General features: G+C 55.8%; 25 protein-coding genes and 1 other annotated feature. Of the genes, 16 read left to right on the plus strand and 9 right to left on the minus strand.

The window, feature by feature from the left end; all coding sequences use genetic code 11:
* Positions 1–561 carry a hypothetical protein gene (locus PYL13_RS09365; protein ID WP_275641099.1) on the minus strand — a complete coding sequence of 187 codons (561 nt, stop codon included), beginning with the start codon at positions 559–561 and terminating at the stop codon, positions 1–3.
* A 540-nt stretch (positions 562–1,101) separates the two neighbouring features.
* On the opposite strand from PYL13_RS09365, the gene PYL13_RS09370 reads away from it, so the two are divergent.
* Positions 1,102–2,262: a toll/interleukin-1 receptor domain-containing protein gene (locus PYL13_RS09370; protein WP_275641100.1), complete on the plus strand. Its 1,161-nt coding sequence runs from the start codon at positions 1,102–1,104 to the stop codon at positions 2,260–2,262.
* 2 nt (positions 2,263–2,264) lie between these two features.
* The gene (locus PYL13_RS09375) at positions 2,265–2,843 is read left to right on the plus strand and encodes a hypothetical protein (protein ID WP_275641101.1); all 579 of its coding nucleotides are present in this window, start codon (positions 2,265–2,267) and stop codon (positions 2,841–2,843) included.
* Here PYL13_RS09375 and PYL13_RS09380 read toward each other — a convergent pair.
* Positions 2,827–3,312, minus strand: a complete 486-nt coding sequence (locus PYL13_RS09380; protein WP_275641102.1) for a TIR domain-containing protein — start codon at positions 3,310–3,312, stop codon at positions 2,827–2,829. The genes PYL13_RS09375 and PYL13_RS09380 overlap by 17 nt on opposite strands.
* Positions 3,313–3,608: 296 nt before the next feature.
* Entirely contained in the window at positions 3,609–3,740 is a 132-nt protein-coding gene (locus PYL13_RS09385; RefSeq protein ID WP_275641103.1) for a hypothetical protein, read from the minus strand.
* A gap of 60 nt (positions 3,741–3,800) precedes the next feature.
* On the opposite strand from PYL13_RS09385, the gene PYL13_RS09390 reads away from it, so the two are divergent.
* From PYL13_RS09390 to arsH, 4 genes are all read left to right on the plus strand, one after another.
* Positions 3,801–4,154 carry an ArsR/SmtB family transcription factor gene (locus tag PYL13_RS09390; RefSeq protein ID WP_275641104.1) on the plus strand — a complete coding sequence of 118 codons (354 nt, stop codon included), beginning with the start codon at positions 3,801–3,803 and terminating at the stop codon, positions 4,152–4,154.
* Between the two features lie 190 nt (positions 4,155–4,344).
* Entirely contained in the window at positions 4,345–5,391 is a 1,047-nt protein-coding gene (gene arsB, locus PYL13_RS09395; RefSeq protein ID WP_275641105.1) for an ACR3 family arsenite efflux transporter, read from the plus strand.
* 9 nt (positions 5,392–5,400) lie between these two features.
* Positions 5,401–5,829 carry an arsenate reductase (glutaredoxin) gene (gene arsC / locus PYL13_RS09400; protein ID WP_275641106.1) on the plus strand — a complete coding sequence of 143 codons (429 nt, stop codon included), beginning with the start codon at positions 5,401–5,403 and terminating at the stop codon, positions 5,827–5,829.
* Complete coding sequence (gene arsH, locus PYL13_RS09405; protein WP_275641399.1) at positions 5,804–6,532, plus strand: arsenical resistance protein ArsH; 729 nt, start codon at positions 5,804–5,806, stop codon at positions 6,530–6,532. Before arsC ends, arsH begins: the two co-directional genes overlap by 26 nt.
* An 80-nt stretch (positions 6,533–6,612) precedes the next feature.
* Here the strand turns inward: arsH and arsK are convergent, their stop codons facing one another.
* The 5 genes from arsK to PYL13_RS09430 all read right to left on the minus strand — a co-directional run bounded on the left by arsK (position 6,613) and on the right by PYL13_RS09430 (position 11,548).
* A complete protein-coding gene (arsK, locus tag PYL13_RS09410) occupies positions 6,613–7,812 on the minus strand; it encodes an arsenite efflux MFS transporter ArsK (RefSeq protein ID WP_275641107.1) in 1,200 nt (399 codons plus the stop codon).
* Between the two features lie 20 nt (positions 7,813–7,832).
* Positions 7,833–8,174, minus strand: coding sequence for an ArsR/SmtB family transcription factor (locus PYL13_RS09415; protein WP_275641108.1), 342 nt, complete (start codon positions 8,172–8,174; stop codon positions 7,833–7,835).
* Positions 8,175–8,322: 148 nt separating this feature from the next.
* Complete coding sequence (locus PYL13_RS09420) at positions 8,323–9,810, minus strand: SulP family inorganic anion transporter (protein ID WP_275641109.1); 1,488 nt, start codon at positions 9,808–9,810, stop codon at positions 8,323–8,325.
* A gap of 77 nt (positions 9,811–9,887) precedes the next feature.
* Positions 9,888–9,943 (minus strand) — a sequence feature (sul1 is cis-regulatory element that is thought to sense ions involved in sulfur or methionine metabolism; They are found in Alphaproteobacteria).
* A gap of 61 nt (positions 9,944–10,004) precedes the next feature.
* Complete coding sequence (locus PYL13_RS09425) at positions 10,005–10,562, minus strand: DUF2569 family protein (RefSeq protein WP_250982527.1); 558 nt, start codon at positions 10,560–10,562, stop codon at positions 10,005–10,007.
* A 119-nt stretch (positions 10,563–10,681) separates the two neighbouring features.
* Positions 10,682–11,548, minus strand: a complete 867-nt coding sequence (locus PYL13_RS09430; protein ID WP_275641110.1) for a LysR substrate-binding domain-containing protein — start codon at positions 11,546–11,548, stop codon at positions 10,682–10,684.
* A gap of 104 nt (positions 11,549–11,652) precedes the next feature.
* Between PYL13_RS09430 and PYL13_RS09435 the strand changes: the two genes are divergently transcribed.
* The 9 genes from PYL13_RS09435 (at position 11,653) to PYL13_RS09475 (ending at position 19,996) form a co-directional block, all read left to right on the plus strand.
* Entirely contained in the window at positions 11,653–12,666 is a 1,014-nt protein-coding gene (locus PYL13_RS09435; RefSeq protein WP_275641111.1) for a YeiH family protein, read from the plus strand.
* A 222-nt stretch (positions 12,667–12,888) separates the two neighbouring features.
* Entirely contained in the window at positions 12,889–14,289 is a 1,401-nt protein-coding gene (locus tag PYL13_RS09440) for an MATE family efflux transporter (protein ID WP_275641112.1), read from the plus strand.
* Between the two features lie 336 nt (positions 14,290–14,625).
* Positions 14,626–16,473, plus strand: coding sequence for a PAS domain-containing sensor histidine kinase (locus PYL13_RS09445; protein WP_275641113.1), 1,848 nt, complete (start codon positions 14,626–14,628; stop codon positions 16,471–16,473).
* Positions 16,474–16,506: 33 nt separating this feature from the next.
* Positions 16,507–16,995 carry a pyridoxamine 5'-phosphate oxidase family protein gene (locus PYL13_RS09450; protein WP_275641114.1) on the plus strand — a complete coding sequence of 163 codons (489 nt, stop codon included), beginning with the start codon at positions 16,507–16,509 and terminating at the stop codon, positions 16,993–16,995.
* 42 nt (positions 16,996–17,037) lie between these two features.
* Complete coding sequence (locus tag PYL13_RS09455; protein ID WP_259146452.1) at positions 17,038–17,571, plus strand: peroxiredoxin; 534 nt, start codon at positions 17,038–17,040, stop codon at positions 17,569–17,571.
* Positions 17,572–17,661: 90 nt separating this feature from the next.
* Positions 17,662–17,931 carry a hypothetical protein gene (locus PYL13_RS09460; RefSeq protein ID WP_275641115.1) on the plus strand — a complete coding sequence of 90 codons (270 nt, stop codon included), beginning with the start codon at positions 17,662–17,664 and terminating at the stop codon, positions 17,929–17,931.
* A 212-nt stretch (positions 17,932–18,143) separates the two neighbouring features.
* Positions 18,144–18,833 (plus strand): B3/B4 domain-containing protein, encoded by a 690-nt coding sequence (locus tag PYL13_RS09465; protein ID WP_275641116.1) that lies wholly within the window; start codon positions 18,144–18,146, stop codon positions 18,831–18,833.
* Positions 18,834–19,000: 167 nt separating this feature from the next.
* Positions 19,001–19,744 (plus strand): glutamine amidotransferase, encoded by a 744-nt coding sequence (locus PYL13_RS09470; protein WP_275641117.1) that lies wholly within the window; start codon positions 19,001–19,003, stop codon positions 19,742–19,744.
* Between the two features lie 27 nt (positions 19,745–19,771).
* Positions 19,772–19,996 carry a tautomerase family protein gene (locus PYL13_RS09475; protein ID WP_275641118.1) on the plus strand — a complete coding sequence of 75 codons (225 nt, stop codon included), beginning with the start codon at positions 19,772–19,774 and terminating at the stop codon, positions 19,994–19,996.
* Positions 19,997–20,043: 47 nt separating this feature from the next.
* On the opposite strand, the gene PYL13_RS09480 is transcribed toward PYL13_RS09475, so the two are convergent.
* Positions 20,044–20,373 carry a winged helix-turn-helix transcriptional regulator gene (locus PYL13_RS09480; RefSeq protein WP_275641119.1) on the minus strand — a complete coding sequence of 110 codons (330 nt, stop codon included), beginning with the start codon at positions 20,371–20,373 and terminating at the stop codon, positions 20,044–20,046.
* Positions 20,374–20,524: 151 nt separating this feature from the next.
* Between PYL13_RS09480 and PYL13_RS09485 the strand changes: the two genes are divergently transcribed.
* Positions 20,525–21,160, plus strand: coding sequence for a glutathione S-transferase N-terminal domain-containing protein (locus PYL13_RS09485; RefSeq protein WP_275641120.1), 636 nt, complete (start codon positions 20,525–20,527; stop codon positions 21,158–21,160).
* Positions 21,161–21,174: the final 14 nt, after the last annotated feature.

Raw genomic sequence — 21,174 nt, forward strand, 5'->3', positions numbered from 1 at the left:
TTATCCGATGTTGAGAAGAATAAGGATGAACACGGCAACCGGCACGCCGGTATTGATGCCGCAAAGGGCCGCATGCAGGGCGCCATCCGCCCTCCAGTCGGCTGAGTTTTGGTGGGGATTTGCGAGGGATGCACCAGCAGGATCGACAGCCAAGCTGCCGGCATTGCCAGCCAGGATGTCAGCCACGTTGCCGGCCTTATTGCCGGGCTGACTTTGAACCTGACCTGCCACAAAAGGGGCCGTCGGGCCCGCCGCCAAATTGCCAACGTGGCTTGTCGCCACGTTGTCAGCCACCGCAGCACCGGCAACGGGCAGGGTGGAAAACATCGCAAGCCACAGGAAAAAATTGTCGGGGCTGAACAGCCACAAAAGCAGGCACACGCAAAATAACATCACGCAGAACAGCCGGCCACTGGCGGCGGCATTCTGCCGGCGGGCAATACTCACCGCCAGCACGTCACGCACCGCAACCGGGCTTTTGAATTTTATATCAATGTTGCTGCTGTTGTCTGTCTGGCCGCTATCAGTCTGACCATTTTCACTGGCCTGCCCATAATCCATAAATTCCGCTCCACCGGCCACTTCGGCCATCGGGTGGAGTGTTAGCTGTCAATGGTTGTGAGGTTGGAATGGGAGGGTGAACTGAGATTAAATTGGATATCTGGGGCAGCAATTATGCTGTGCAGATTGTGCTAAGCATTCAGATCCTAAATACAGATAGATAAAGGTATGTGTTGTATCTACGGCGTCTGAAGCAAGACGAGAGACGAATGATCGAAAAACCTGAAGAAAAATTTCGTATTTGAATAATACTAAGGACGATACCAGGTACCTCGATCTCAAATGGTTCGTAACCAGCGAAGGCAGAAGAGATATATTAGTCACGTCGTAAGGATGTAATTGGGCAAGGCCTAACAGCAAGAACCCAATGCAGAGAGCTGCGACTCGCAAAACTTTGCAGTTTTAACCGTGTCGGAAATATAACCTCAATCAACTTAGACGCTAATAATGCGTTCCTCCACAACACAATTCGTCTGGCAATCTTTGCACGGTTTTCAAAATAACCCACTATGAGGCATCTTGAACAGGATTTTAGCAACGATGTCTGAGCAACATTTCTATGAGTTGATGCTAATTGGTAAGCAGGGCTCACTCTTCGTCGAAATTGAGAAGGCCCTGAATACCCGGGTGGGCGACCTGGGAATGCCCATTGGGGTCATCAAATTACTTGATGAAAGTAATGCTCTGACAAGAGACCGAAAATTACCTGCAATTGCTGTATTCTGCGGCTACGAAGGCGCCGATAATCTGGATCATCCGATACTTGCTGAGTTGCTGGACGACTCGATTACGATAGTCACCGTCGTTTCATCGCTTGACCTTGTATCACACGAGCTTCCTGAAGCTTTGCGGCATATTAATGCACTGGAATGTCGTACATCTGGAGCGGTGGATCGAATAATCTCGATAGTGCTGGAGCACTTTCGGCTTCTTAGAGCGGAACGTAAATTATTTATTAGCTACAAGCGTGATGATTCCACACCTATCGCAAACACCCTTTACGACGAACTGGATCGCCGGGGATTCGATGTTTTTTTGGACACTCGATCTGTCCCTCCTGCAAAGGATTTTCAAAATGAGTTGTGGCACCGCCTCGCAGACGCTGATGTGATTGTTCTTTTAGACACGCCGGGGTTTCGTTCCAGTCGGTGGACAACAGAAGAGCTGGCAAGGGCAAATGCGACAAATGTTCAGGTGCTTCATGTTCTTTGGCCTGGACAGAATGATGACGGGGCGTCTTCGCTCAGTTTTTTTCATCCTTTGGAAGAGTACGATTTTTCCGGTCCTCAGTTAGGTAGAAATTCTGCTCTCAGTGACGCAGCGCTTATTGCGATCTGCGATGGAGTCGAGCGTCTAAGAGCTAGAGCGATAGCCGCTAGGTATCGCTACCTAGTCGACGGATTTTGTGACGCAGCAAGAGACCTTGGCTTTCTACCAAACGTACATCCGGACCGTTGGATTTCATTGGAGCGAAACAAGAGCACCCTATGTGTGATACCTGCCGTGGGCGTGCCGACATCAGACCGACTTCACAAGACCTTCACGCAGTTAATGACACATTCACCTTCCGAGATGTGGTTGATATATGACAATCGCGGACTACTTGATACATGGCTGGAGCATCTGGACTGGCTGGATAAACATCTGCCCATCCGGACTGTTAGAATGGCTTCGGCATATGACACCTTAGCAGGAGCGTAATAATGATTGACGTGTTCGTATCCGCGAGTGTCCCTTACGCAAATCGCCATCCTCGATTTTACGAGACTGCTGACGTACTTGCTATTAGGGAATCTATTAAATCTCTCATTGAAGTGGTGCTGCCAATTGGGCGTCTAACTTGTGGCGGACATCCCGCCATCACTCCCTTGCTCGCACTATTTGTGCGTGAGGCTGGATTGCAGTCCAACAGGGTGACCATTTTTCAAAGCAAGCTTTTCGCGATGGAGTACCCTCCAGAGTTGGGTGATTTTCTCAACGTGCGAACGATTGCACAGGTGGAAAACAACAGAGAGAGAAGCTTGCAGACGATGCGAAATGAAATGCTAAGAAGTCGCGCTTTCAGTGCTGGAGTGTTCATAGGCGGTATGGAGGGCGTAATTGAGGAGGCAGAAATGTTCTCTGAGCTACATCCTCGTGCAAAGATGCTTCCGGTATCAACCACTGGTGCGGCTGCGGCCGAAATCTACAAATCAGGAGATTTCAGCCACGACCTGAGCACTGAACTAACCTACTCGACCCTTTTCAGGCGTCATCTTCGTCCGCTTATCCGCGAAGGTTAATTGCGGTTTCAACCCATGATGCTAAATTGTCTTTAATGTGCTTATAGACTTCGCTGCTATCTGTCTGGGGCGGATTGTAGACTTTGGCCCACTTTGTAAGTGGATTGTCTCCAACAGTGAACTTGTCAAAAGGATTCGTTCCTTTCGGGGATTTATTTCCGCCCGAGTCTTTAAGGTTGTGAATGTAAACGCCGAGTACGCCCTTGCCGGCATCAAATGCCGACTTAATCTCATAGTCTACCCATTTTCGACCTGCTGTTTTTTCGCCGATCAATACTATGAGACAACTCTTTCCACTTAGATTGTCATCTATCCACTTTTTGATAGCTGCCTCGCCAGCCTTCTCTACCTCTTCCCATTTGTTGGCGCTCAGCAATGGCTGTTCTTCAATGACGCCCATTTGCTTGATTTGCGATACTCGCCAGTTGTCGTTTTTGTAGTGGAAACTCAAAAAAGTACGTCTTGCCAAGTTACATCCTCCGTCAACTACAGCCGTAATTTGCGACAAAATAAAATCTATTTCAACCTGTGGTCATCTATTTATTAGATTACAATTTAGTGCGTACGGTGAATAAGGCCTAATGATCAAACTTCCTACTTTCTGTGTGGCGCGTAGATACTAAAGGAGGGTATTTCCTCCCTTCGCTGTCGTCCGAGTAATCGCGAGAGACTCCGCTTCCTAAGGCTTTCTCGCGATGGCTTGTGCGCTGCAATCAGGTGGGGACGAAGCCACCCCGGTTCCATCTCTCAAAAATGTAAAACGTCTCATTGCAACGAGGCACTTGCCGTGTGGCGTTCCGGGTTGTCGAACAGGGCGTAGCGGTCGATCATGGCGGCGCTAGCGCGGTTAAAGCCGATGACTTCGACTTCGGTCCAGTGGCGTAATTTGATCGCCACCTTCCGCGCCCCAACCAATCACCCTTGACTCCACCACAACATATCCAATAATCTGGATGTATGGATAGCACATCAGCAATTGCGGCGCTTGGCGCCTTGGCCCAGCCCACCAGGCTGGACACATTTCGTCTTCTTGTCCGGCATGAGCCGGAAGGCGTGCCGGCCGGTGAGCTGGCACGTCTTCTGGAGGTGCCGCAAAACACCATGTCCGCGCATCTGGCCACCCTGTCGCGGGCCGGGCTGGTGCGGGGAGAGCGGCACAGCCGCTCGATCATCTACCGGGCAGATCTGCAAGGTTTGAAAGAGCTGACCCTGTTTCTCCTGAAGGATTGTTGTGGCGGCTCGGCCGAGCTTTGTGCACCGCTGATAGCCGAGCTGACACCCTGTTGCGTGCCAGAGGCAAAACCGTCATGAGCGGGGTTTAGCCGGTTCAGGTTGCTGCATTCGAACAATCTCACCGAAAATCACCTCAGGCGTTTTGACGACGAGGACCCACCAAAAATCACCGCGCGCCGTCACCGCGGCGCTCATGGCCGTGTGTTCATTTTCACCGGATCACGCTCGTTTGCTGTGGCCCGCATAACAACTCCGGAAACTCCGTCTGATGTCGACTTTTGAACGTTATCTCACCCTCTGGGTTTTTCTCTGCATCATCGTGGGTGTCACCCTCGGCCATCTGTTGCCCGGCATGTTCCACTTCGTTGGTGCGCTGGAAGTGGCCAAGGTCAATTTGCCCGTCGCCATTCTGATATGGCTGATGATTATCCCGATGCTGATCAAGATCGATTTCCGCTCTTTGGCGCAGGTCGGCATCTATTGGCGAGGCATCGGCGTCACACTGTTTATCAACTGGGCGGTTAAACCGTTTTCCATGGCGCTGTTGGCGTGGCTGTTTATCGGCTGGCTGTTCCGGCCGTATCTGCCGGGCAATCAGATCGATTCCTATATTGCCGGGCTTATCATTCTGGCAGCCGCCCCCTGTACCGCCATGGTCTTTGTGTGGAGCAACCTCACACGCGGTGAACCGCTGTTCACGCTGTCGCAGGTCGCCGTTAATGACGCGATCATGATTGTGGCTTTTGCGCCCATTGTCGGCTTGCTGCTGGGCCTGTCGGCCATCACCGTGCCGTGGGACACGCTCATTCTGTCTGTCGGCCTCTACATCATTGTGCCTGTTATCATCGCGCAGGTTCTGCGTGCCCGCTTGACGCGGGATGGAACGGCCACCGCACTGGATGCGACGCTTGCAAAGCTGCAGCCGCTGTCGCTCATTGCCCTGCTGGTTACACTTGTCCTGCTGTTTGGTTTTCAGGGGCAGCAGATCATCGCGCAGCCCATGATCATTGCGCTGCTGGCCGTTCCCATTCTCATTCAGGTCTATTTCAATTCGGCGCTGGCATATCTCTTGAACCGTCTGGTGGGTGAGCGCCATTGCGTTGCCGGCCCATCGGCGCTGATCGGTGCCAGCAATTTCTTTGAACTCGCGGTTGCCGCGGCCATCAGCCTGTTCGGGTTTCACTCCGGCGCAGCACTGGCAACCGTGGTCGGCGTGCTCATCGAGGTTCCGGTCATGTTGACCGTCGTCTGGGCCGTAAACCGCAGCAAACACTGGTACGAGGCTTCGCCCGCCGTCCGCAGAAACAAAGCTTGAAAGAAGGACATGATCATGGACGCCAAGATTTATCATAACCCGGCCTGCGGCACGTCCCGCAACGTGCTGGCCTTGATCCGCGCTGCGGGCATTGAACCGGACGTGATTGACTATCTCAGCAACCCGCCATCGCGCCAGCAGCTGGAAAAGCTCATCTCGGATGCCGGCCTGACCGTCCGTCAGTCGGTGAGAGAGAAGGGCACGCCTTACGCCGAATTAGGTCTGGATAATCCAGATGTGACCGACAGTGATTTGCTGGATGCCATGCTGCAGCATCCCATTCTCATCAATCGTCCTTTTGTCGTCACGCCCTTGGGCACACGGCTCGCCCGGCCGTCCGAACTGGTGTTGGACATCCTGCCGGACAGTTTCAGCGGAGCCTTCTTCAAGGAAGACGGCGAACAGGTTCTCGATCAGGAAGGAAAGCGCCTTGTCTGATCTTTTCCCGGCTTTGCAGGCGCCGCATCTCCACCAGCCAGACCTTGATGCCCTGCGCCCGGCCTTTTCCACGCACAAGCCGCGCATTCTCATCCTTTACGGCTCGCTGCGCGAGGTGTCCTACAGCCGCCTTTTGGCGAAAGAGGCTGGTCGCCTGCTGGAGGAACTGGGTTGCGAGGTCAAAATCTTTGATCCCGCCGGCCTGCCATTGCCGGATGAAGCCCCGGTCAGCCACCCCAAGGTGCAGGAATTGCGGGATTTGACGCAGTGGTCGGAAGGCCAGGTCTGGGTCAGCCCGGAGCGTCACGGCGCCATGACCGGCATCATGAAGGCGCAGATAGACTGGATTCCGCTGTCGCTTGGCTCCATTCGCCCCACACAGGGCAAAACCCTTGCCGTCATGGAAGTGTCCGGCGGCAGCCAGTCGTTTAATGCGGTCAACCAGATGCGCATTCTCGGCCGCTGGATGCGGATGATCACCATTCCCAACCAGTCATCGGTCGCCAAAGCCTATCAGGAATTTGACGCCGATGGCCGCATGAAACCATCGTCCTATTATGACCGGGTGGTGGATGTCTGCGAAGAACTGGTCAAGTTCACGCTGCTCACGCGGGATGCCTCGTCCTACCTGACAGACCGTTATAGCGAGCGCAAGGAACAGGCGCTGGAACTGGAAAAGCGCGTGTCGCTGAAGTCAATATAGGCAAACAGTGTCAGCCGGCACCTGATCTGTTCAGATGCCGGCGCGCGGGGTGCGCGCCCAACCGTCGCTCCAGCCGCCTGTCAGATGGTGCTTTTGTCGCGCACAGATGCGGCAACTGCCATGAAGGCGATGATGCCAAGCACGCCAATCATTGATATCACAAACAGGGAGAGGGTGGTTCCAATTCGGTCCATGGCGGCGGCAAATAAAAATGGTGCCGCTGCTCCCGTTGCCAGCCGCGCACCGGCCATCTTGCCGGTTATTGCGCCGTAACCGGCAGATCCGAACAGATAAAGCGGCAGGCTGCCTTGCGCGATGCTGTTGATGCCGGAGCCAAGCCCCAGGCATATTGCAAAGGCTACAGCGCCGGGCAACCAGTCGCCAGACAGGCCAAGCACAATCACACCCAGCACGATAAAGCTGGCAGAGGTTATGGCGAGCGCCGGCGGTGATAAACGTTGTCCAAACACCATGTTGATCAGGCGGCTCAGCACCTGCGCGGGCCCAAACAGCGCGCCAATGGCCACCGCAGCGCTTCCAAGGCCGATTGCGCCAAGCATTGGCACCATATGGGCGAGAATTGCCGCAATGGTAAAACCCGTCAGGGAAAAGGCAATGGAAACCAGCACAATGCCGCGGCGTCGGGCCTGTGGCGCAAGCGCGCCGGGCACTGCGTTGCCGTTTCCAATTCTGTTCTGCTGGTCGTCTTTCTTTCCGCTTCGTTTTATCCAGTAATGTAACGGCATACACACGGTGAGGTTCAGAACGGCAAAAACCACATAGATTTGCCGCCAGGATAGATAGGCCGTCAGCATGGCGGCAATCGGCCAGAATATGGTGGAGGCAAAGCCGGCAACAAGGGTCAGGTAGGTGATGCTGCGCGAGGCTGTGCGGGGCTGGCTTTCCACAAGCGTTGCAAAGGCGGCCTGGTATTGAACCATGCCTGAAAACACCTCCATCAGCACGATCGTCAGCGCAAAAATTGCAACGGAAGGCGACCATGCGCAGGCTGCAAGGGTCAGCGCTGCAAGGGCAGAGCCCAGCGTCATCACGCTTGCCGCACCAATGCGGTCCATATGCCTGCCAATGAACGGGGCAGACAGGCCGCCAATGAACAGGGCAATGGAGAAGATCGCAAACACCTGCTCCAGGCTTATGCCCAAATCACTCGCCATTGCCGGCGCCAGAATGCTGAAGGAGTAGTAAAGGGTGCCATAACCGACGATCTGCGTGACACCAAGGGCAGAAACAACACCTGCCGGAACCCTGTTTGCGGCCAATGACCTATTCCTTTGCCGGTCTATAAGTCGTTGGAATTAGAGACTGGGGCCTGCTCGAACGACCCGGCAATATCCGGATTTCCCGCGCAGCAATCTTCCAGAAGAAAACGCGCCAGCCCGCCCAGCGCATCAAAACGGGCGGTGTAGATAATGGAACGGGCCTCGCGTTGTTGCGTAATCAGCCCGGCGCGATCCAGCTCTTTGAGATGAAAGGACAGGTTGGAGGGCGATACGTCCAGCTGCTGAGAAATTGCTCCGGCTGCCATGCCCTCAGGCCCAGCCACCACCAGCATTCGCACAATCTTCAGCCGTGTTTCCTGAGACAAAGCCCCGAATGCGGCCAGCGCCTGCATTTCTTCCATTTTTCAATAATCCTTGAACTATTGAAATGAGATTTAGCGAAGATGATGGTCTTCGGCAAGTGGCCGACGGCTTGGGCTCAAGCAATTTTAGGAAACAAAAACCGGGGCGAAATCCGCCCCGGTTTCATCTCTCAAACCGCCACTTGGTTTAGTGCAGCGAAGCGCTGGCCGCTTCGCGCTCCGCCTTGTCGTGCAGGGCGTAGCGGTCAATCATGTCGGCGCTGGCGCGGTTAAAGCCGATAACTTCGACATCCGTGCCGTTGCGACGGAATTTGATCACCACCTTGTCCAGTGCGCCAACCGCGGTAATGTCCCACAGATGCGCCTGGCTCACATCGATTTTCACCTTGTCGGCCGGTGTCGCAAAGTCGAATGCGGATATGAAACTCTCCGCCGAGGCAAAGAAAATCTGCCCTTCAACCGTATAGGTTACGGTGCCATTTGCGTCTTTCGGTGACGCCTTGACGCTGAACAGTTTGGCGACCTTTCCGGCAAAGAAAATGCCGGACAACATCACGCCCACAATCACGCCCTTGGCCAGATCATGGGTCATGAGAACCGTGGCCACTGTCGCCAGCATCACGATGGAGGAGGAAAGCGGGTTTTTCCGCAGGTCCAGCACCGAGCGCCATTTGAAGGTGCCGATCGAAACCATGATCATAACCGCCACCAGTGCGGCCATCGGAATAATCCGCACCAGGTCATTCAGCGCCACGATCAGAAACAGCAGAAACGCACCGGCCACAAAAGTGGAAAGGCGGCCACGCCCGCCGGAAGACACGTTGATGACCGACTGGCCAATCATCGCGCAGCCCCCCATGCCGCCAATAAAGGCCGACGCTATGTTGCTGGCACCCTGGCCAAGGCATTCCTGGCTTTTGTTGCTCGGCGTGTCGGTCATGTCATCAACAATCTGCGCCGTCAGCAGGCTTTCCAGCAGGCCAACCGCCGCAAGCGTTATCGAGTATGGGAAAATGATCTGCAGCGTTTCCAGCGTAAACGGCACATCCGGTATCATGAAGTGAGGCAGGCTGTCGGGCAGGGCGCCAAGGTCACCCACCGTGCGCACATCCATGCCGGTAAACCATACGATGAGGGTAATGATGACGATGGAAACCAGCGGCGAGGGCACCGCCTTGGTGACGTAAGGAAACAGGTAGATGATGGCCAGTCCCCCGGCAATCATCACATAGGTGGCAACCGGCACGCCAATCAGCTCCGGCAACTGCGCCATGAAGATCAGCACGGCCAGCGAATTGACAAAACCCGTGATCACGGAGCGGGAAACAAAGCGCATTACCCGGCCAATTTTGGCAAGCCCGGCAATGATCTGGATAATGCCCATCAGTATGGTGGCGGCAAACAGATATTGCAGGCCGTGTTCTTTCACCAGCGTCACCATCACCACGGCGGTTGCGGCGGTGGCGGCAGAAATCATGCCCGGGCGGCCGCCGGTAATGGCGCTCACACAGGCAATGGCAAAAGAGGCATAAAGGCCAACGCGCGGGTCAACGCCGGCAATAACGGAAAAGCCGATAGCCTCTGGAATAAGCGCAAGCGCCACAACAATGCCAGAGAGAATATCGCCACGAATGTTCGAGAACCATTCCCGACGGTAGGCTGAAAAATTGATCATGATTTTGGTTTTCACAGTAAGGGGCAACGGGCCAAACCGAAGTCGGGTCCATAAACAATGATGAAGTTGCGTTGCTGTGTTGTCTGGCGGATCGGCGGCCAGAAGAGCCACCCGGAATTTCACCGGGTCCTTGTGGATGTGCCTCATTAGCGTGGATCACGGGCGGATGCAACAAAGCGTGTGCAGACCGTCCGTCAGTTCACCATGGTGTTTTTTACACGCACTGAGGCGCGTGTGTACCAGACCCAAAGACCGCCAAAGAAGACCTGTGGAAACAGCTCGCGGAGTTCGCCTACGGTCAAGAGATCGGAAAAACTACCGCCCAGCAGGCTACCGGCAATGGCAAGGCCGAGGATGAACAGCACTGGCGTTAACAGCCATTGATAGAAAAACAGATCAACGAAGATCCGCTTTTTGTTGAGGCCCGCCCAAAGAACGGTCAACCCAAGCGCCAGCTGCACAATGTTCATGGCAACGTCGGTAAAAATGACAAAGCTTATGTTGGGAACGTCCCACAGTCCGTCATAACCTTTGAAATTTAGATGCGCCGAAAGTACGATGTTCAAAATGCCCAAGGTCTGCAGCACCAGCAAGACAACCAACCAGCCGCCAATACCCTCAAGCTCCGAGTTGACTTTGGTGGGGTCCGTATTGTCCGTGGCCCGCGCGCTGCGCGATTTTCTGACAATCACCGCTATGCCGCCAAGGATGGCCAACAGAATGATCCAGTGCCAGATAGAAAAAGCGCCCATGATTCCCCCGAAATTATCAGCGCAACCATCTATTGCAACCGTGAATAAAACACAAACGTGCGGATGTGTTTGGCGCGGGTTCGTGCGTTATCAGACCGATCGTTGGTTCAATCCTTGGTTCAGGCATGTACGTGGCAATAGGCCTCAAACTCCCGTGCCACGGCCGTTCTGTGCCTTTCCTTGTGGCGCAGCAGCGTAAAACGGCGCGGCGGCAGGTCAAAATCCAGCACCTGCAGCTGGCCGTTTTCCAGGAAAGGCGACACGATCATCTGTGAAAGTGCCGTCACGCAGCCGCCTTGCAAAACGGCGGTTAACAGCGCCTCGTTGGAGGGCAGCACGAAACGAATGTCCAGCGCGTGCGGGTCGATGGCCTGCTCTTTCAGTGCCTGTTCCAGCACGGACCGTGTTCCTGATCCCTGTTCGCGCATGATCCATTTCAGCGACGTCAGCGCATCATCTGGTTGGACAGCGCCGGCTTTGGACACCACCACCAACTTGTCGCTGGTGATCGTGGCGGTGGAAAGCAGGGGCTCATCCAGCGCACCTTCTATAAAGCCCAGCTCCGCATCGCCGTTGATCACAGCTGCCGCAACCGTTGCCGTATTGCCAATCGTCATGTTCAGCTGAATGCCGGGATAGCTGGCGGAAAAACCAAGCAGCCGCGAAGGCAGCCAGTAATTGGCAATGGTCTGGCTGGCCTGAACATCCAGGCTGCCGGTGTTCAGCTTGCCAAGCTCCGCCAGCACCGACTCGGTTTCTTTCACCCGCGCCAGCGTTTCCTTGGCTTCTTTCAGCAACACTCTGCCTTCTCGGGTCAACTGAATGCCGCGGCCAACACGGTCAAACAATTTGACCGCATAAAACGTCTCCAGCGCCTTGATGGAGGCACTGACGGCAGAGGGCGTCAGCCGCAGCGCATTGGCGGCTTGCGTCAGGTGTTGCCGTTCTGCGGTGGCGACAAAAATTATCAGCTGTTCAAAGGTCATGAGCAATCGTTCGTTTTTATCGAATGAAATGTCAAATATTATTCGATATACGCAAACGAAGTGGACGAATATTCTCTCAGATGTAAGTGATTTGGGAGTTTATTTTGTCTGTTCGGTCTGTGTTGGAAATCGGTCCCGGTCTTGCTCTTGCTGTTGGCATCACATTTGCCGCGCAGGGGCTGGTTGCGGTTGAAAAGGCCGTGCTGGGTCATGAACTGGTGGATGCCCTGGTCATTGCGATCATTCTTGGCACGCTGCTCCACACCTGTTTCGGCCTTGCGCCGTTCCTCAAGGCCGGGGTCGATTTCTCCGCGAAGTTCGTCTTGGAAATTGCCATCGTGCTGCTGGGTGCGTCGGTCAGCCTTGCCACCATTGCCGATGCCGGCAGCCTGATGATTGGCGTGGTGGCCTGCACGGTCATCCTGTCGCTGATTGCCAGTTACAGCCTCTGTCGTTTGCTGGGCCTGCCGGACCATCTGGCAACGCTGGTTGCCTGCGGCACCTCCATCTGCGGCAATTCGGCCATTGTCGCCGCAGCCCCAGTCATCGGTGCAAAGTCGGATGATGTCGCAGCCTCCATTGCCTTTACCGCCGCGCTGGGTGTGGTGGTCGTGCTGCTGTTGCCGTCGCTGTTTCCGGTTTTCCCGGTTAGTGAATGGCAATATGGCGTTTTTGCCGGCATGACGGTTTATGCCGTGCCGCAGGTGCTGGCCGCCACCGCACCGGTCGGTGCCGCCAGTGTGCAGATCGGTACGCTGGTCAAGCTGATGCGCGTGTTGATGCTGGGGCCGGTCGTGCTGCTGTTGCGCCTGTTTAAGGGCGGTGCCGCCATGCAGGGGGAGCGCCTGTCATTTGCCCGTCTGGTGCCGTGGTTCATCATTGGCTTTTTCCTCACCATGTGCCTGCGCAGCCTTGCCATCATTCCTGATGCTGCCGTGGATGTCGCCAAGGGCAGTTCGGCCATTCTCACCACAGTGTCGATGGCGGCGCTTGGTCTGTCGGTCAACATGCGCACGGTCTTTGCCTCCGGCGGCCGGGTGCTGGTGGCCGGCATCCTGTCGCTTGCCGCTTTGGGTGCACTCGGTGTCGCCGGGCTGATGATGTTTCATGCGCAATAAGCGTATCTGAAACAAGGGCAGGGGCGGTCTGCCGCCCCGGCGGAATTGACAAAGTCAGGGGAAAATGGTTTTCCGGTGGTCAAGGTTTCGTGCACCTGCCGCCTGCAGACGTAATGTCCCGGTGAAGCCCGATTTAAAAACCCTTCTCACCCTCGATGCATTTCGTTGGTGGCAACGCAGGCTCCCATCACATCTCGAAATGCCTCATCTGAGGAGTGAGTGATGTCGCAAAGACCATCACCGGATAATCATTTTCTGACCGCGTCCTTGGGCAAGGTCTTCGCCATAACAGCCATTCCCATGGCTGTGGTCATGACCATGAACGGCCTGCTCGGCATCATTGATGCCGCTTTTCTCGGCCATTTTGTCGGGGCGCATGCCATTACCGCCGTTGGCATATCCTTTCCCGTGCTCATGCTGGGCATTGCCCTGTCGACACTGGTCAGCAGCGGCATGTCCAGCATCTTTGCCCGCCAGCTTGGACGTGGCGCTCGGGCAGACGCCGCGGCCACCTTTGCCAGCGCCCACGGTCTTGCACTGGTTCTGGGCCTGGTACTTGCGCTGTTGTTTCTGCTGGGCGGTTCGGCATTTGCCCGCCACATGGCCGGTGCCGATCCTGTCGTGGCAGACATGGTCTGGCAATTCCTCATGATATCGCTGGCCGGCAGCCCGGTTCAGTTCGTGCTGGCCTTGCATGCCGATGCCTGGCGCAATGAAGGCCGGGCTGGCAGCATGGCACTGCTGTCACTGGGCGTCACCGCGCTCAACATCCTGCTCAATTACGTGCTTATCGTGTTGTGCGGCATGGGCGTGGCGGGTTCGGCCGGCAGCACGGTTCTGGCGCAAATCATTGGCCTTGCCCTGTTGCTGGAAGGGCGCAGACGCAGCCCTACATTACTGCCGCTTGCCAGCCTGTGGCAGCACGGCTGGTTTGGCAATTGGCGGCAATTTGTGGCGCTTGGCGCACCGGTCAGTCTCAGCTTCATTGGCATGGCCTTTACCGCAACTTGCGTGCTGGCCGTTTTGTCGCAACAAAGCGCGATACAACAGGGCGAGATACAACAGGGGCAGGCGCAATTGCACACCATTGCCGCCTATGGTGTCATCACCCGCATTCTCGGTTTTGCCTTCCTGCCCATGATGGCGCTTGGCCTGTCCATGCAAAGCATCGCCGGTAACAATGCCGGTGCCGGGTTTTATCATCGTGCCAGACGCGTGGCGGCCATTGCCGCCACCACGGCCCTTGTTTACGGCGCGGTGGTGGAACTTGTGCTGCTGCGCCAATCCCATGCGTTGGCATCAATCTTCATGACGGACATGCAGGTTATCGCGGAAGTCAGCCGCATAGTGCGGCCAATGATGGCGCTTTACCTCCTGTCAGGGCCGGTCTTTATGTTCGGGCTTTATTTTCAGGCCATTGGCCAACCCGCCCGGGCTGGCATGCTCACCCTGACCAAATCCTTCGTCCTGTTGCCGGGACTCATCGTCGCATTGGCCTTGTTGACCACGGCAAATTCCATCTGGTTTGCCTATCCGGCAGCAGAGGCCATCGTCACGGTAATTGCCATCTGGCTGCTTGTAAAAACATACCCTAAAGCCGCACGGCGCGGGGCTGTCAGCTAGCGGAGCGGCTGGATTTGACCTCCGGCGGCGGTTCGCTGCCGCCGGAACCTGACCCAATCCCTGCGGCCAATTGTCAACCGCTACCACCTGCCGTTGCGGGCGGTAAAAAATAGCTTATTTTGCAACGTCTTAAATCTGCATAATGAGTCGTTGAACAGTGGTTGCACAGTGCCTGACCAGTGTCGAAGCGGCTGATGTCGGGTATGGTTTTCTGTCGGTACGCAGGATTACAAGGTGCAGGGGTGATCAAGGTCTGCGGTGACAGCACGCATTCCTCCTGCTAACAAACTTTATACAATCGGCCACACATGAGCGGCCACGGAGCGCCACTGCTAGATGAATACATCAGACGCGGAAAATAACGGGCAGGACGATGTCTTCGCATTCATGGGGGCAGGCGGGCTGGCAGGTCAACTCATCCGTTCCAATGATTGGCGGACAACCTCGGTCGGAGATGTGTCCATATGGCCCGCGGCCTTGAAGGCGGCTTTGTCTATCTGCCTCGGCTCCAGCGCGCCTTGTGCGGTGTTATGGGGCGCAAATAACATACTCTTTTACAACGACGCATATGTGCCGGTGCTGGCCGAGCGCCATCCCGCCGCCATGGGAAAACCTGCTGCCGATGTATGGCCGGAATTGTTTCCTGCCGTGGGCGAAAGGCTCAAGCGTGTCATGGCGGGTGAAGGACTGAGCGAACGCCGGCAGCCAATGACTTTGAGCCGGTCAGGCAAAAGCGTTGAAACCTTCTGGGACTACGCCTACACGCCGATCAGAACCGAAACCGGCAGCATCGGCGGTATCTTCATCAATGTCTCTGACGTCACGGATGTTGTGCTGAATGAACGTCGCCTCACGCAACGGGCGCAGCAACAGCAGACGATGTTCCAGAAAATGCCGGGTTTTGTCGCCGTTCTGCGCGGCGAAAACCACATCTATGAATATGCCAATGATGCCTATCGCGACATTACCGGTGGACGGCACCTCATCGGCCTTCCGGCAAAGGAGGCACTGCCTGAACTGGAAGGACAAGGCGTTTTTGAGGTCTTGGACCGAGTTTATGCAGAGGGCAATGCATTTTCCGCCACCGGAATGAAGGTCAGGCTTGCAGGCGAGACAAAGGATCGATTTATCGATTTCGTCTTCCAGGCGCTGCATGACGAAACCGGCCATGTCACCGGCATTTTTGTTGGTGGCCACGATGTGACCGCCCATCTGGAAGCCCAGCGCGCTTTGTCCGTTCGTGAAAGTGAACTGCAAACACTCACCGATGCGCTTCCGGTTCTGATCTCCTATGTCGACAAGAATGAGCGCTACGAGTTCGTCAACAAGTTCTATGAAACCTGGTTTCCAAGAACGCGGGAATCGCTCATCGGCAAGACCCTACTGGAAGTGGTCGGGCCAGATGCCTACGCCAAGGTCAAACACTGGATTGATGCAGCACTGGCTGGAGAGCGACTGCATTTTGAACAGCGCATGCCGTATTCCACGACCTCGCACCGCGACATCAGCGTTGAGTATATTCCGCGTGTCAGCGGCAGTGGCAAGGTTGAAGGCTTTTACACGCTGGTGCAGGACATTTCGGAAACCAAGGCGGTGGAAGCGCGGCAACGGGAACTCACCAACGAGCTTTCCCATCGCATCAAGAATTCTCTGGCCATGGTGCAGGCCATTGTCAGCCAGTCTTTGCGCAATGCCGATGACACCAGCCTGGCACAGGAGGTGATCTCCGCACGGCTTTCTGCCATGTCGCGCGCGCAGGATATCCTGACCAATACCAACTGGGCATCGGCAGATATCCGCGAGGTGCTGGATATGGCGCTCAAACCCTATCTCGGTGGCGGTGACCGCTTTTCCTTTGTTGGTCCGTCCATCCGCCTTTCGGCGCAGCAGGGGCTGGGATTATCGCTGGCCATTCATGAGCTTGCCACAAATGCCACCAAATATGGCTCGCTGTCGGTCATTGAAGGAACCATAGAAATTCAGTGGTCGGTCAGCGAGGATGGCGATTTCGTCTTCGACTGGGTGGAAGTGGGCGGTCCCACCGTCGTTGCACCGAAGAAAAAGGGCTTTGGCTCGCGGCTGATAGAACGCAGTGTAGCCCCGTATTTTGAAGGTGCCTGCACCTTGTCCTACTTGCCGTCAGGTGTACGATTTAATCTGGTCGGCAAGATTCTTCACGAATGATCTTGGCTGACGGCCGATGTCGGAGAAACTGTCATGAACGAACCGCAGAGCGGCCACCGGTTAAACGATGCGGTGAAAACGGACATTGAAAACTCCGTTCTCTGCTGGCTTGCCACTGTCGATGCCGATGGCACGCCCAATGTCAGCCCCAAGGAAATCTTCGGCTCTTATGGGGACGACCATATTGTGGTGGCAGATATTGCCTCCACCAACACGGTGCGCAATCTCCACGCCCATGCAACCGCCTGCGTCAGCTTTGTTGATGTGTTTCGCCAGCGCGGTTTCAAGATTGTCGGCACAGCCAGAATAATTTCGCCTGATGACCCGGATTTTGCTGAACTCGGCGCAGACTTGCTGCGCATGGCGGGCGATGATTTTCCCATCCGTCATGTCATCGCCATCAAAATCAGCCGCATTTCTCGCATCTGGGCACCCAGCTACAAGCTGTTTCCGGATCGCAGCGAGCAGCAGCGCATGCAAAGCGCCTATGATACCTATGGTGTCGCGCCCATCCAGAAATAAGCACTGTCTTCTGGCAGGCCTAAAAGAGGAAGGATTACGGTAATGACAACACCAGCCCCACAGGATGATGGCGCAGCGTCCCACCTGAAGGGCATGGCCGTGCCTGAACTCACGCTGCCAGCCACCGATGGTACAAGCGTTTCCCTCAACCAACCCGGCCTGACGGTCATCTATGCCTATCCGCGCACCAGTCCGCCGGATGGCGCAGCGCTTGATGGCTGGGACACCATACCCGGTGCCCGGGGCTGCACACCGCAATCCTGCGCCTTCCGGGATCATTTTGCGGAGCTGAAACAACTCGGCGCATCAAGGGTGTTTGGCCTTTCAACCCAGACAACGGACTACCAGAAAGAGGCCGCCGAAAGGCTGCATCTGCCATTTCCCTTGTTGTCGGATAGCGGCCTGTCTCTGGCGGATGCCTTGCGCCTGCCAACCTTTGATGCGGCTGGCCTGACACTTTTCAAACGTCTGACCATGATCATCGAAAATGGCCGCATCGCCCATGTGTTTTACCCGGTCTTTCCACCGGAGAAAAACGCGCAAGACGTCATCGACTGGCTGCGCAGCCGTACGTAAGATACATCCCATGCCACCAAAGCCTGTCATTATCTCCTTGAAGGAGATCCTTCAAAATGAGCAGTTTTCCGCTCCTGCCGTCCGAAGGGCATGACAACAACGGTTGTCCTCGGCGATGAATATGACCAGCATTTGCGCGCCGCGCTCGTGCAGGTGATGTTGCAGTTGGGTGCTGTGCTGGAAAACCGCAACTGGGTTGTCGCCGGGTCGCAGGAGGTTGAAACCTTTCTCTGGCAGCTCGCCGGTCAGGACATCACCGTTGAGGCAGAGACCTATATGGGCCTGTCCATATCGGGGGATGAAAACACCATCAACGATATCGCGCAGCGTGTTAGCCAGGCCGTGCAGGCTGCCAGCTGACTATCCGGCGTTACGATGGCCATAGAGCGACGGCCGGTACAAACGATCAGCCAGGCTGATTGTCGCTGCCAAACTGGACCGGTATTTTTCTTGCCAACTGGCTCTCATATTCAGTCCAGTGCTGGGTCATAAGAACGGAGGCGCGGGCGTCGCATCTACGATTTCTTTCCTGCGGACCACGCCTGATCAGACCATGCTGGAGATGAATGTGAATGTTTGAACTGCCTGTTATCGATAGCCGCATTAGCACCATTGCCCCTGGTTTCAGGGCGGTCAGCATTCTGGTTGATGCCGTGTCCGCAGGGCGTGGCGCGCTTGATCCGGAAATCTTGCAGAGCGCTTGCGCTTCTGTGGTGGCGGGCGGCCCGGACTGGGCAGAGCCGCACCTTGCCAGTTGGGCGGATGCCTATCAGCGTTTTGGTGCAAAACCCAACCGCACACCGTGTTCGGCGCAGGCACTGCGCAAACGGGTGCTGAAAGATGGCGGCATGCCGTCCATCAATCCTGTCGTGGATCTCTATAATGCTGTTAGCCTGCGTTATGCCATTCCGGTGGGTGGCGAAAATGCACAGGCCTATGTCGGCCATCCCTTTCTGACATTGGCCAACGGCACGGAGGTCTTTGATACTGTCATGAATGGCGAGGCCACAACCGAACATCCCGAACCGGGTGAGGTGATCTGGCGTGATGAGGTTGGTGTGACCTGCCGCCGCTGGAACTGGCGTCAGGGCGTGCGCACGCGGCTGGACAATACGCATGGGTGCATGTGGTTCGTGTTGGAAAGCCTGGAAACCATGCCTCAACAGGCGCTGGATGATGCCGCGTCGATGCTGGTAGATGGATTGAAGGTGCTGATGCCCGGCTGTACCATATCCAGCAAGCAAATCAGCATTGGCGCTTGAGCCACCATTCCTGCTTCATCTGCGATGCTCCGTTGCACGCAAAGCCACATCCAGAATTATTCATTTTTCAGGATGAGAGTGTCACGCTAAAGTCCGGCCATAACACCTGATATCTGGCCTTTTCGGCCAATCAGACTTCAACTCTTGCCATCAGGGAAATTCAAGCCTTGGCCTCTTATCCCTTGCTTCTCATTCAAGTCGGCACACCACCGGATGATATCAGAAAGCCGCTGGGCGATCTGCCGCTATGGTTTCAGCGTGCCGTTGGCCCTGACACGCAAACCCTTGCGGTCATCAGGGTGTTTGCGGGTGAAAGCCTACCAGCGCCCGATAGCGTGAAAGGCGCCATCATCACCGGCTCCTGGGACATGGTGACAGACCGTCTGCCATGGAGCGAGGCAACGGCCGAGTGGATACGACAGGCCATGGCCATCGACCTGCCGCTGTTTGGCGTCTGTTACGGCCATCAGCTCATTGCCCATGCGCTGGGCGGCGAGGTGGATTATCACCCTGAGGGCCGCGAAATCGGCACGCAGGCCGTTCGCCTGTTGCCGGGAGCCGAACAGGATCCGCTGGTCAGCACCATGCCCGCGCAGTTTCCGGCCCATCTCACCCATATGCAGACGGTCATCCGCCTGCCGGAGGGCGCGCAAGCGCTGGCCGCTTCCAGCCATGATCCGCATCAGATCGTGCGTTATGGCCGCAACGCCATTTCCACGCAGTTCCACCCGGAATTTACGCCGGAAATTTCCGCGGCCATCATTCGCATGCGAGCAGATGTGCTGCGTACCGAGGGGCGTGATCCCGATGATCTGCTGGCTGGCGTTGAGCATGCGGGCGAGCCACTGGCGCTGCTGCGTCGTTTCGTTGCCCATGCGCTGAACCACCAGCCAACCACTGAGCCGGCCTGACAACAACAGCGCAAACGAGGTTTTGAAATGCCCTATGTCAACATCAAGGTCACCGGCGGTTCCGAAGCACCAACGGCCGAACAGAAAGCCGAGCTTATCCGTGGCGTAACCGATCTCTTGCAGCGTGTGCTCAACAAGAACGCGGCCACGACAGTTGTCGTCATTGACGAAGTGGCTATGGACAATTGGGGCATTGGCGGTGAATCCATCACCGTGCGCCGGCAAAAGGCCAAGGCGCAGAAGCCGGCGTGATCAGCGCTTTCCGGCCATGGTGAACGAAATCCGTTTCAAGGTGCAGGTCAGACCTCGTCGCCGTTGCGCGCTTTCAGCCACAGGCCGAACTCCTTGACAACGCTGACCACGTTTTCCAGACGTTTGCCATCTTCGGTCAGGGCATATTCCACCTTTACCGGCACGGTGGGATACACCGTTCGCTGAACCATCGCGGCCTCTCCAAGCGTGCGCAAATCAAGGGTCAGCATGCGCTGCGAAATGCCCGGTATCAGTCTGCGCAATTCGTTGAAGCGCTTCGGGCCATCCACGAGGTAGGAGACGATCAACAGGCGCCAACGCCCGCCAAGCAGATGCATCGCTTCTTCAACGGAGCAGCCGGATACCGTGTCTTTCATGGGGCATGACCTCTTTGCCATACCAGGTATAATTTATGTACCTAGATGACAAACTTTTGCGTTCTTACGTTTATATACCACCTGAATTACATAGAGTCCGCACCTTCTGCAAGCGCGAGGATGGTGTTGAATTCTATGGAGAATACCAGCAATGAAACTTTATTATATGCCCGCAGCCTGCTCGCTTTCGCCCCACATTGTCGCAAACGAACTGGGTCTTGAGGTCGACTTCATAAAGGTGGATCACAATGATCACACCACGCAGCAGGGTAAAAACTTTCACAAGGTCAACCCGCACGGTTACATTCCGGCCCTTGAACTGGCAGATGGCACTATTTTGCGGGAAGGCCCAGTTATCGTTCAGTACCTGGCAGACTTGAAGCCGCAGGCAGGTTTGGTGCCGCTAAATGGCAGTTTTGAACGGTACAGGTTGCAGGAAATGCTCAGCTTCCTGTCAACGGAAGTCCACAAGGGCTTCATCCCGCTGCTTTATGCGCAGCAGGCCGGTGATTACATCAACACCGCGCGGCCAAAGCTGGAAAAACGGTTTTCATGGCTCAACGACCATCTCGCAGAGCGACCATTCCTCATGGGGCAAAACTTCTCGGTCGCGGATGCTTATCTGTTTGCCTTGACCGGCTGGGGGCAGGCGCCCTGGTTGAAGTCCTATTACGATGCGCCAATCCATTTTGACGGTCTTCAGCATCTTCAAGGCTGGTACCTGCGCGTCAAGGCGCGCGACGCGGTTGTAAAGTCCCTCGTGGAAGAAGGTCTGGACCTGAACTGACCACGGTCCCGCCC

Source organism: Agrobacterium sp. Azo12 (genome assembly GCF_029193765.2).
Taxonomy (GTDB): domain Bacteria; phylum Pseudomonadota; class Alphaproteobacteria; order Rhizobiales; family Rhizobiaceae; genus Agrobacterium.